At 71.6% G+C, this 10,536-nt stretch carries 13 protein-coding genes; 1 reads left to right on the plus strand and 12 read right to left on the minus strand.

Annotation, left to right across the window (positions count from 1 at the left end):
- Nucleotides 1–26: 26 nt before the first annotated feature.
- The 9 genes from tatA to ACWCXC_RS31320 form a co-directional block, all read right to left on the minus strand.
- Nucleotides 27–320 carry a Sec-independent protein translocase subunit TatA gene (gene tatA, locus ACWCXC_RS31280; RefSeq protein WP_383646132.1) on the minus strand — a complete coding sequence of 98 codons (294 nt, stop codon included), beginning with the start codon at nt 318–320 and terminating at the stop codon, nt 27–29.
- 223 nt (nt 321–543) lie between these two features.
- Nucleotides 544–744, minus strand: a complete 201-nt coding sequence (locus ACWCXC_RS31285) for a hypothetical protein (RefSeq protein ID WP_450683344.1) — start codon at nt 742–744, stop codon at nt 544–546.
- A gap of 44 nt (nt 745–788) precedes the next feature.
- Complete coding sequence (locus tag ACWCXC_RS31290; protein ID WP_450683345.1) at nt 789–1,058, minus strand: hypothetical protein; 270 nt, start codon at nt 1,056–1,058, stop codon at nt 789–791.
- A 5-nt stretch (nt 1,059–1,063) separates the two neighbouring features.
- Nucleotides 1,064–2,041: a helix-turn-helix transcriptional regulator gene (locus tag ACWCXC_RS31295; protein ID WP_450683346.1), complete on the minus strand. Its 978-nt coding sequence runs from the start codon at nt 2,039–2,041 to the stop codon at nt 1,064–1,066.
- 13 nt (nt 2,042–2,054) lie between these two features.
- Nucleotides 2,055–3,008, minus strand: coding sequence for a helix-turn-helix transcriptional regulator (locus ACWCXC_RS31300; protein WP_383645536.1), 954 nt, complete (start codon nt 3,006–3,008; stop codon nt 2,055–2,057).
- 114 nt (nt 3,009–3,122) lie between these two features.
- Nucleotides 3,123–3,497 (minus strand): FKBP-type peptidyl-prolyl cis-trans isomerase, encoded by a 375-nt coding sequence (locus tag ACWCXC_RS31305; protein ID WP_450683347.1) that lies wholly within the window; start codon nt 3,495–3,497, stop codon nt 3,123–3,125.
- Nucleotides 3,498–3,541: 44 nt separating this feature from the next.
- Entirely contained in the window at nt 3,542–4,498 is a 957-nt protein-coding gene (locus ACWCXC_RS31310; protein WP_450683348.1) for an FKBP-type peptidyl-prolyl cis-trans isomerase, read from the minus strand.
- Between the two features lie 122 nt (nt 4,499–4,620).
- Nucleotides 4,621–5,982 carry a Pup--protein ligase gene (gene pafA, locus ACWCXC_RS31315; protein ID WP_383645526.1) on the minus strand — a complete coding sequence of 454 codons (1,362 nt, stop codon included), beginning with the start codon at nt 5,980–5,982 and terminating at the stop codon, nt 4,621–4,623.
- Between the two features lie 9 nt (nt 5,983–5,991).
- A complete protein-coding gene (locus tag ACWCXC_RS31320; RefSeq protein WP_450683349.1) occupies nt 5,992–7,254 on the minus strand; it encodes an MFS transporter in 1,263 nt (420 codons plus the stop codon).
- 133 nt (nt 7,255–7,387) lie between these two features.
- Here ACWCXC_RS31320 and ACWCXC_RS31325 point away from each other — a divergent pair, with 133 nt between their 5' ends.
- The gene (locus tag ACWCXC_RS31325) at nt 7,388–8,425 is read left to right on the plus strand and encodes a LacI family DNA-binding transcriptional regulator (RefSeq protein WP_450683350.1); all 1,038 of its coding nucleotides are present in this window, start codon (nt 7,388–7,390) and stop codon (nt 8,423–8,425) included.
- A 57-nt stretch (nt 8,426–8,482) separates the two neighbouring features.
- Here ACWCXC_RS31325 and prcA read toward each other — a convergent pair whose 3' ends face one another.
- From prcA to ACWCXC_RS31340, 3 genes are all read right to left on the minus strand, one after another.
- Nucleotides 8,483–9,337: a proteasome subunit alpha gene (prcA, locus tag ACWCXC_RS31330; RefSeq protein WP_450683351.1), complete on the minus strand. Its 855-nt coding sequence runs from the start codon at nt 9,335–9,337 to the stop codon at nt 8,483–8,485.
- Between the two features lie 59 nt (nt 9,338–9,396).
- Nucleotides 9,397–10,245: a proteasome subunit beta gene (gene prcB / locus ACWCXC_RS31335; RefSeq protein WP_450683352.1), complete on the minus strand. Its 849-nt coding sequence runs from the start codon at nt 10,243–10,245 to the stop codon at nt 9,397–9,399.
- Nucleotides 10,197–10,536, minus strand: a 340-nt coding sequence (locus ACWCXC_RS31340; RefSeq protein WP_450891193.1) for an endonuclease domain-containing protein, incomplete at its 5' end; no start/stop codon positions are given. The genes ACWCXC_RS31340 and prcB, both read right to left, overlap by 49 nt.

Genomic DNA, 10,536 nt, shown 5'->3' on the forward strand with positions numbered 1-10,536 from the left:
CAGCTTCCGGGAGATCCCGTCGGCGATCAGCTCTGGGTGGTGGGCTTCGGCTCGCTCACCGGGCGGGAGCTGGTGACGTCACCGGGGGCGGCCTGGATCGTCCGCGCGGCGGGCTGCTGGGCGCTCTGGTCGGCGGCGGCCTCGGTGGTGGCGGTGGCCGCGGGCTCGTCGTCCTTGCGCATCGCCTTGGCCTCGCTCTTCAGGATGCGGGCCGACTTGCCGAGCGAACGGGCCATGTCGGGAAGCTTCTTGGCGCCGAACAGCAGCAGAATGACAGCGATGATCAGAACGATCTCGAGAGGCTTCAGATTGCCCATGATGTGCTTCCTTCTCGCTGAGGCGGCTGGAGGTGGGCTCACTGCCCTTGGCCGGACACCCGTCCGACCCTTCGCTGGCAGCGATCGTAACCCGCGGGAGTAAACGCGAGGCAATGCCCGTGCATACTTTCGTAGCGGCCCGCACCTCCCTGCCTGGGCCGTTCCGAGCAGCCTACCTCCCGGAACGGGGAAACTGGAGGCCGCGTCCACGGGCGGGACGGCACCGCTAGGAGCCCTTCCGGCCGCTTCCGGCGGCGAGATCGACGGCCGCCCGTTCCAGGTCCTCGGCCGCCCGGTTGATGCGCTCGGTGGTGGCGGCCACCTGCCGGCCGAGGCGCTGTGCCTCGACGAAGACCTTCACGGCCAGCACTCCCAGAACGGCGATCCCGAGGAATCCCAGGGCGATGGCGAGCATGGGCCAGAACATGCGCGGAGCCTCGATGTGTCTCGTGTACGGGGTCGGGTGGGCCGTCAGGCACCGGTGTGCAGGCGGAGCGTCCGCACCCCGCCGCCGGTGAGCAGTTCCACTATCCGCTCCCCCGCCGGCCTGCGGACCGGTGCCTCGCAGGCGGGGCAGGTGAAGGAGTAGAACGTGGTCCGGCTGGTGGCGCCGATCGCGAGCCGGAACTCCGCGGCGGCCAGCTCGAACCGGGCCCGGCACTCCGGGCACGCGGCCTTGAACCGCACCGATTCGGGAACGACGACCGTCGGCACGGGCGGGACGTCCGACACCACAGGCATATGAGTCATCGCTCCTCGGTCGTCCCTCGGGCCGGTTCGTCGTACGCGGCGAGCGCCGCGCGGGCCGCGTCCCGCGCGCTGCGGGCCAGCTCCGGCGGCGAGACGATCCGCCCCTCCCGGCCGAGCCGCAGGGCCAGCCGGCGCAGGGACGCCGGGTCGGGGGTGCGCAGGGTGATCCGCAGCCCGCCGTCGGGCAGCTCCTCCGCGCGGTCGTGCGGATAGTACTCGGCGACCCAGCGGCCGCCGGGTCCGACCTCGACGACGACCTCGGGGTCCCCGGCCGCGGGCTGGACCAGCCCCTCCGACAGGTCCCGCAGCTCCAGCTCCGGGGGCGCGGCGGGCTCGTCGAGGAGCCGGATCTCGGCGACCCGGTCGAGCCGGAAGGTCCGCCGGTCCTCCGAGGAGCGGCACCACGCCTCCATATAGGTGTGCCCGACGGCGAAGAGCCGGATCGGGTCCACCTCGCGCTCGGTGAGTTCGTCGCGCGCGGGCGAGTAGTAGCGCAGCCAGAGCCGGCGGCGCTCCGAGATCGCCCGGTCCACGTCGGCGAAGACGCCGCCCTCGGACTCGAAGGTGACCGAGAGCCGGGAGCTGGCGGCGCCCACCTCGCCGGCGGCGGTCTCCAGCTTGGCGGTGGCGCGCAGCAGCGCCTGGCGGTCGCTCTCGCGCAGTCCGGGCAGGGTCGCCACGGCGCGGGCGGCGACCAGCAGGGCCGTCGCCTCGTCGGCGGCGAGCCGCAGCGGCTCGGCGACGTCGTCGGGGTTGTGCCACCAGATCCGGTCGCCGTCGGTGTCGATGTCGAGGAGGTCGCCGCCGCGGAAACTGGTGCCGCACATGGGCAGCACGTCGAGGTCCGAGATCAGTTCGTCCTCGGTGATCCCGAAGGCGCGGGCGACGTCCTGGACGTGGGCGCCGGGGCGCTCGCGCAGATAGGTCACCAGGGAGAGCATGCGGCGTGTCTGGTCGATGGCGTTCGCGGCCATGAATACGGTCCCCTCAGTCCTTGGCCACGGCGCGCAGCCGGTCCACCACGTCGGCCCGCAGGTCGGCGGGGCCTGTCACGACGACGTCGGGGCCGAACTCGACGAGCCAGGCGTCCAGACCGTGTCCGTACGGGATCTCCAACTCCTCCCACCCGTCTCCGAGTTCCCGGACCGATATGGCCCGTGCCCGCAGCGGGTAGCCGGAGTCGGCGCGGAGCCTGATGAGCGCGGTGCGGGTGGCGGTCTCGCCCGCCCAGCTCTCGACGGTCTCGCGGACGGTGACCACGTCGGGGACCTCGGCGGTGAAGGCCCCGGCCCGGGAGCGGACCTTGCCGCTGATCCGGGAGAGCCGGAACACCCGCTCCGCCCCGCGGTCGCGGTCCCAGCCCGCCAGGTACCAGTGGCCGCGCCAGCACTCCAGCGTCCACGGTTCGACGTGGCGCTGCTCGGGGCGGGCCGCGTTCGCCTTGCGGTAGTCGAAGGTGACCGGGCGGCGGTCGCGGCAGGCGAGCATCAGGGGTTCGAAGGCGGCCTCGTGGACGGGGATGCGCGGCTCCAGGGCGCTGTGCACCTCGTAGGTGTCCTCGGTCTCCGGCATGCCGGCGGCGCGCAGCTTCTGCAGGGCGCCGCTGGCGGCGCCGGCGAGCCGGGCCTGCTGCCACACCTTGGCGGCGAGGCCCAGGGCGGCGGCCTCCTCCGCGTCGAGCGTGATCGGCGGCAGCCGGTTGCTGTCGCGGCGGGCGAGGTAGCCGGTGTCGCCGTCCAGGTTCTCGACGGTCTCGATGACCAGTCCGAGCTCGCGCAGATCGTCCTTGTCGCGCTCGAACATCCGGTTGAAGGCGTCGTCGGAGGCCGCTTCGAGGTAGGCCTCGATGGATCCGCGCAGCTCGCGCTTGCTGAGCGGGCGCCGGGTCCCCAGCAGACACAGTGCCAGGTTCATCAGCCGCTCGGCCTTGGCAATCGCCATCGACGCCCTTTCTGTTTCGCTCTACGACCGTCGACCGTACCGCCCCGGCGTGCCGGGGCAAAAGCGAGGGCCCGCGCCTTGCGGCACGGGCCCTCGGAGCGGTACGGGCGCCGGTCAGACGGCGACCAGGTCGCAGACGAAGATCAGCGTCTCGCCCGGCGCGATCGCGCCGCCGCCGGCGCCGCGGTCACCGTAGGCGAGGTGCGCGGGGATGGTCAGCCGGCGGCGCCCGCCGACCTTCATGCCCTGCACGCCCTGGTCCCAGCCCTTGATGACCTGGCCGGCACCGAGCTGGAACTCGAGCGGCCGGCCGCGGTTCCAGGAGGCGTCGAACTCCTCGCCGGTGGAGAAGGCGACTCCGACGTAGTGGACGGAGACGGTCTGGCCGGCCTTGGCCTCGGCGCCCTCGCCCACCCAGATGTCCTTGATCTCCAGTTCCGTCGGCGCCGGGCCTTCCGGGAAGTCGATCTCCGGCTTGTCGATGCTCACTGACTCGCTCCTCTTTACTGATGAACTGCGCAACCGGGACAGTCTTACATCTTCGCGAGGACGTCCACGGCGAAGACCAGCGTGGAGTTCTTGGGGATGCTCTGCTGCTCCTTGTCGCCGAACGCCTGGTCCGGCGGGATCACGAGGAGCACCCGGCTGCCGATCTTCTTGCCGATCAGTCCGTCCTTGAGGCCCTTGAGCGTGACCTGGGCCAGCGGAAAGGTCTGCGTCTTACCGGTCGCGTAGGTGCTGTCGAAGGTCTTCCCGTCCTTCCACAGCAGGCCCACGTAGTTCACGATGACGCTGTCGGTCTCCTTGACGACCTCGCCCTTGGACTCCAGGACGTAGGTGGAGACGAGCTTCTTCGGCGGGTCCGTCTTGGTGGGGATCTTGACGGTGGGGGCCTTGCCGTCGGTGTTGGTGCCGACCTTGGGCAGGGCGGCGTCGGTCTGCGGAACCTCGGTGCCCTTGGCCGACGTCGGGATCTGCTGCGCCTTCAGGACGTCGACGACGAAGACGAGGGTGGCGTTGGGCTTGATGTCGCCCTGGCCCTGTGCCCCGTAGCCGAGGTCCGGCGGGATGACGAGCTGGACCCTGCTGCCGACCTTCTGGCCGACCAGGCCCTTGTCCCAGCCCTGGATGACCATGCCGGCGCCCAGGGTCAGGTCGAACGGCTGCTTGCGGTCGAAGCTGTTGTCGAACGGCTTGTCGGAGTCCCAGGACTGTCCCAGGTAGTTGACCTGGATCGCGTCGCCGTTCTTGAGCGTCGCGCCGTCCCCTTCGCTGATGACCTTGGTCTTCAGCTCCTTGGGCGGGGTGCCCGTGCCCTTGGCCAGGGTGGGCTTCTCACCGAACTTCGCGCCCGCGGTGATGGGGGGGAAGCCGCCCTTGCTGGGGGCGGACGCGGAGGCGGAAGCGGAGTCGGAGCCCTTGTCGTCGCTGCCGCAGGCCGCTGATACCAGCAGCAGGGGGACGACGAGAAGGCCGGCAAGTCGGCGCACTGGTTCCTCAGATCTCAGACGACACATTAGGGGGTCCCCGACACTCTAGGCCGTGCGCAGGGCCCCGTACGAGGAACGTACGGGGCCCGCGTCGCGCGTGGGCCGGGGTGGCCCGTGCCGCCTCACATACCCGCGATCAGCTTCTCCACCCTGTCGTCGACCGACCGGAACGGGTCCTTGCACAGCACGGTGCGCTGCGCCTGGTCGTTGAGCTTGAGGTGGACCCAGTCGACGGTGAAGTCCCGGCGCTGTTCCTGGGCCCGCCGGATGAAGTCGCCGCGCAGGCGCGCCCTGGTGGTCTGCGGGGGCACGGACTTGCCCTCGAAGATCTTCAGGTCGTTGCAGACGCGGGCCGCCTGCCCCTTGCGCTCCAGGAGGTAGTAGAGGCCGCGCCGGCGGTGGATGTCGTGGTAGGCGAGGTCTATCTGGGCGACCCGCGGGTTCGACATCGTCATGTTGTGCTTGGCCCGGTACCGCTCGATGAGCTTGTACTTCATGACCCAGTCGATCTCGGTGTCGAGCCGGTCGAGGTCCTGGGCCTCGATCGCGTCGAGCGTGCGGCCCCACAGTTCGAGGACGCGCTCGACGTTGCCGGTGCGGATGCCGCGGCGGTCCACGAAGTCCACGGCCTTCTCGTAGTACTCCCGCTGCACCTCTATGGCGGAGGCCTCGCGGCCGCTGGCGAGGCGGACCTTGCGCTGCCCCGTGATGTCGTGGCTGACCTCGCGGATCGCCCGGATCGGGTTCTCCAGCGTCAGATCGCGCATCACCGTGCCCGCTTCGATCATGCGGAGCACGAGGTCGGTGGCCCCGACCTTGAGGAGCATCGTCGTCTCGGACATGTTGGAGTCGCCGACGATGACGTGGAGGCGGCGGTAGCGCTCCGCGTCCGCGTGCGGTTCGTCGCGGGTGTTGATGATCGGACGCGAACGCGTGGTCGCGGAGCTGACGCCCTCCCAGATGTGCTCGGCACGCTGGCTGACGCAGTACACCGCGCCCCGGGGGGTCTGGAGCACCTTGCCGGCGCCGCAGATCAGCTGCCGGGTGACGAGGAAGGGAATGAGGATGTCCGCGAGCCGGGAGAATTCCCCGTGCCGGGCCACGAGGTAGTTCTCATGGCATCCGTAGGAGTTTCCCGCGGAGTCGGTGTTGTTCTTGAAGAGATAGACGTCGCCCGCGATTCCCTCCTCGTGCAGGCGGCGCTCGGCGTCGACGAGCAGGCCTTCGAGAATGCGCTCACCGGCCTTGTCGTGGGTGACCAGTTCGGTCAGGTTGTCGCATTCGGGGGTTGCATATTCCGGATGCGATCCCACGTCGAGGTAGAGGCGGGCGCCGTTCCGCAGAAAGACATTGCTGCTGCGGCCCCATGACACAACACGGCGGAAGAGGTAGCGCGCCACTTCATCAGGGGACAGTCGGCGCTGTCCCCTGAACGTGCACGTGACGCCGTACTCGTTCTCCAGCCCGAAAATGCGGCGGTCCATGACTGAACATTACGCCTGATGGCCCGAGCTGAAACCGGGTTCGACGGCTCCGTTTCGATCATTTTCCGATCCTCGCACCGCGACGGCGGTACGCCCGGGAGCTGCGAGGACCTTTCCGGTGCTCAACAGGACGAGCAGCGCGGCCACTCCCCCGGCGCCCGCGACGGCGAAGCTCCACGAGGTGCCGCCCAGCTCCACGGCCGGGCCCGCCACCGCCGTACCGGCCGCCGCGCCCACCCCGAAGGTCGTCACGAGCCAGGAGAACGCCTCCGTCACCGTGCCGCGCGGGGCGTGCCGGTCCACCACGATGAAGGAGCAGGCGACGGCCGGGGCGAGGAACACCCCGGAGACCGCGGCCAGCACCGTCATCGCGACCGGCCCCGGGGTCAGCGTCAGGGGCAGATAGCCCAGGGCCAGCAGCGCCACGATCACCCGCAGCCGGCGCTCGGGCGCCCCGGACCACTGCCGCGCCCCGTACACGGCCCCGCCGATCAGCGCGCCCAGCCCCAGCGCCGCCATCAGCCAGCCGTAGACGGACTCGCGGCCGTGGTCGTCGGCGTAGGCCACGCCCGCGACGGTGATCGAGCCGAGCGCGAGCCCGACGAAGAAGAACGAGCCCAGCAGGGCCAGCAGGCCGCGCGAGCGCAGGGCGCCCAGCCAGTGCGCCTCGCGCGGGGCGGAGCTCCACTCCCGGGAGGGCCGGGAGACGACGACGGAGAGCGCGCCGAGGACGCCGATCGCGTTGATGACGAGCAGGGCGGCGGCCGGGGACCAGAGAGAGACCAGCAGGGTCACCAGCAGCGGTCCGACGGTGAACATGATCTCCTGGGCCACCGCGTCCATGGCGTAGGCGCGGTGCACCCGCTGCTCCTCGCCGCCCAGCACGCTGGGCCACAGGGCCCGGAGCCCGCCCTCCAGGGGCGGGGTGAAGAGGCCGGCCACGATCACGGCCGCGTACGCGAGCGGCAGCGTCCCGAGCCCGGCCGCGGCGAGCAGGGCCATGCCGAGCGCGGAGACGACGGCGGCCGGGAGCTGGATCCGCGGCTGCCCGTACAGGTCGACCGCGCGGCCGAGCAGGGGCTGACCGACCGCCGTGGCCAGGCCGTAGACGGCGGCGAGTGCCCCGGCGAGGGTGTAGCTGCCGCCTTCGGCGCGGGTGAACAGCACGATGGCGATGTGGGCGGTGCCGTTCGGCAGCCGGCCCACCAGGGTGCCCGTCAGCAGCCGGACGGCGTGCCGCGCCCGGAGGATGTCCAGATATCCCGCGGCCATGACCCGCCCCTCCTCCTGGGAGCGCCGGTCGGAGCACCCGAAGTTTTACGTATAACTTCCGGGTTCATACGTACCATGAGGCCAGTCCGCAGGTCCACCTCAGCGCGCCTGCCCGAGCGGCCCGGAGGCCCGCGTGACCACCCCAGCACCGCCCGGCCCGCCCCGCCCCACCAGCCGCGACGTAGCACGGGCCGCCGGTGTCTCCCAGGCGACCGTCTCCCTGGTCCTCGGCGACAAATGGCGCGGCCGGGTCTCCGAGGCCACCGCCGGCCGGGTGCGCGACGCCGCCCGCGGGCTGGGCTACCGGCCCAATCTCGCCGCCCGCAGTCTGCGCCTGGGCCGCACCCGCACCGCGCTGCTCGTCGTCCCCGCCCTGACCAACGAGTTCTTCGCCCGGGTCTACACGGGCGCCGCCGCGGTGGCCGCCGCCCACGAGTTCGGCGTGGTCCTCTACCCCTCGCCGGACGGCGTCGGCCCGGCCCGGGACCCCTTCGCCTCGGCCCGCGCGGCCCTGGACGGCGTGATCGCCTCCTCCATGGCGGCCGACGCGCTCGGTGCCCTGCGCGGGGCCGGGCTCCCCCTCGTCATGCTCGACAGCGATCCGGCCGCGCCCGGACCCGCCGCCCGGGTCAACCTGGACATCGCGGACGGCATGCGGCAGGTGATGGGCCATCTCCTCGGGCTCGGCCACCGCCGCTTCGTCCACCTCGCCTCGGCGGTCGACTCCTGGACCTTCGCCGTGCGGGCCCGCGCCCTGCACGAGGCGGCGCGCGCGGTCCCCGGCACCGAGGTCGTCACCGTCCCCGCCGCGCTGGACGTCCGGGCCGGCCGGCGGGCCGCCGAAGAGGCCCTGGCGGGCCCGGGGCCGCGCCCCACCGCGCTGGTCTGCGACGACGACATCCTGGCCGCGGGAGCCTGCAAGGCTGCCCGCCGGCTGGGGCTGCGGGTGCCCCACGACCTGTCCGTCACCGGTTTCGACGATCTGGCGCTGGCCACGGCGGTGGAACCGGAGCTCACCACCGTGCGGCTGCCCGCCGAGGAGGTCGGGGAACGCGGGATGCGCGCCCTGCTCGACGTGCTGGACGGGCGTCCGGCCGAGCCCGGCGGCCTGCCCGTGCGGCTGGTCGTCCGGGGCTCCAGCGGGCCGCCACCCGGCCGGCCCCCCGCATGACGGTGCCCCGGCCCGCCGGGACGGCGGACCGGGGCATCACGAGCCGGTGCGGGGCGGCTACTCCACGTCGCCGCCCGAGTCGGTCGACCCATCGGCGTCGGGAGCGGCCTTCTTCTTGTCCGTACCGCCGGTCTCCGCCGTGGCCGCCGAGGTGTCGGCGCCTTCGCCGTCCTCGTCGTCCGACGGCGCGTCCGTGGGCGTGGAGCCCGCGCCGTCGGCCTCCAGCAGCCGGGCCAGCTGCCGGCCGACGATCCGCTTGAACTTGCGCTGCTGCGGCCGCGTGCGGTCCAGGACCGCGACTTCGAGCCGCTCCGCGGGGATCTCCCGCTCGCTGCCGTTGGGATCGCGGGAGAGCGCCTGCACCGCGAGCTTCAGCGCCTCGGCGAGCGACATGCCGTCACGGTGCCGCTGGTCCAGGAAGGTGCTGATCTGCTCGGCGTTCCCGCCGACCGCGACCGAGCCGTGCTCGTCCACGATGGAGCCGTCGTGCGGCAGCCGGTAGATCTGGTCGCCCTCCGGCTGCGCGCCCACCTCGGCGACCACCAGCTCCACCTCGTACGGCTTCTCGGCCGCACTGGAGAAAATCGTGCCGAGCGTTTGTGCGTAGACGTTCGCCAGTCCACGCGCCGTCACGTCGTCGCGGTCGTAGGTGTATCCGCGCAGATCGGCGTAGCGCACACCGCCGATGCGGAGATTCTCGTACTCGTTGTACTTTCCGGCGGCGGCGAAACCGATCCGGTCGTAGATCTCGCTGAACTTGTGCAGCGCACGGGACGGGTTCTCGCCGACGAACACAATGCCGTCGGCGTACTGCAGCACAACCAGGCTGCGACCACGGGCGATGCCCTTCCGGGCGTATTCCGCCCGGTCGGCCATGGCCTGCTGGGGTGAGACATAGAACGGCGTCGACACCGGCTATCCGTCCCTTTCTGTCAGTGGCAGGAGCATCGAAGAAGCCAGGGAACGGGGCGTCAGAGCAGCGCGGCGCGGGGGCCGTCGGGGTGTTCCAGCCGGCGTTCCAGGATCGAGCGGGCGATCTCCGAGGATTCCGCCTCGGGCAGCCTGCGGAAACCCTCCTCGGTGATGACGGTGACGATCGGGTAGATCCGGCGGGCGACGTCCGGACCACCGGTCGCGGAGTCGTCGTCGGCCGCGTCGTACAGCGCCTGCACGACCAGCGTCAGCGCCTCCGCCTCGGTCAGATCGTCGCGGTAGAGCTTCTTCATCGAGCCCCGGGCGAAGATCGAGCCGGAACCGGTGGACGCGTAGCCGACGTGCTCCTCGGAACGCCCGCCGGTGACGTCGTAGCTGAAGATCCGGCCCCGCTCGCGGTCCACGTCGTAGCCGGCGAAGAGCGGCACGACGGCCAGCCCCTGCATGGCCATCGCGAGATTGCTGCGGATCATGGTGGAGAGCCGGTTGGCCTTGCCCTCCAGGGAGAGCTGGGCGCCCTCGACCTTCTCGAAATGCTCCAGCTCCAGCTGGAAGAGCTTGACCATCTCCACGGCCAGACCCGCCGTACCGGCGATGCCCACCGCCGAGTACTCGTCGGCCGGGAAGACCTTCTCGATGTCGCGCTGCGCGATCATGTTCCCCATGGTCGCCCGCCGGTCACCGGCCAGGACGACGCCGCCGGGGAAGGCCGCCGCGACGATCGTCGTGCCGTGCGGCGCCTCGACGACCCCGCTGGTGACCGGGAGCTGCCGGTTGCCCGGAAGCAGCTCGGGCGACTGCGCGGACAGGAAGTCCATGAAGGAGGACGATCCGGGCGTCAGGAAGGCTGCCGGTAGACGCCCGGTGCTACGAGTGTTGGCTTCCACGCGTTTCCCTCCAGGTAAGCGATGGCCCCGCGCAAGGTGTCAGGAGCGTCTGCCAACTTGCCTACGGCCGAATTGCAGTTGAAGCACCGTATGCCACGGACCCTACCCGTCCGACGGCGGTGATCCACATGTGTGGCGGCGGCATTCGGACCGGTCGCCCGGCCGACGCCGTGGGGGGGGGGGGGGCGCCCCCCCCCCCCCCCCCCCCCCCGGCCGGCCGGGGGGGGGCGGGGGGGGCGCCCCCGGTTGTAGGGAGCGGGGCCCCCAAGAAAGCGGGGGGGGGGGGGGGCC

It is taken from the genome of Streptomyces sp. NPDC001515 (assembly GCF_053597115.1).

Coding starts and splice junctions, on each gene's coding strand:
- ACWCXC_RS31300 (WP_383645536.1), bottom strand. CDS start 3,008: ATGGCGATTGCCAAGGCCGAGCGGCTGATGAACCTGGCACTGTGTCTG.
- ACWCXC_RS31320 (WP_450683349.1), bottom strand. CDS start 7,254: ATGGCCGCGGGATATCTGGACATCCTCCGGGCGCGGCACGCCGTCCGG.
- pafA (WP_383645526.1), bottom strand. CDS start 5,982: ATGGACCGCCGCATTTTCGGGCTGGAGAACGAGTACGGCGTCACGTGC.
- ACWCXC_RS31290 (WP_450683345.1), bottom strand. CDS start 1,058: ATGCCTGTGGTGTCGGACGTCCCGCCCGTGCCGACGGTCGTCGTTCCC.
- ACWCXC_RS31295 (WP_450683346.1), bottom strand. CDS start 2,041: ATGGCCGCGAACGCCATCGACCAGACACGCCGCATGCTCTCCCTGGTG.
- ACWCXC_RS31285 (WP_450683344.1), bottom strand. CDS start 744: ATGTTCTGGCCCATGCTCGCCATCGCCCTGGGATTCCTCGGGATCGCC.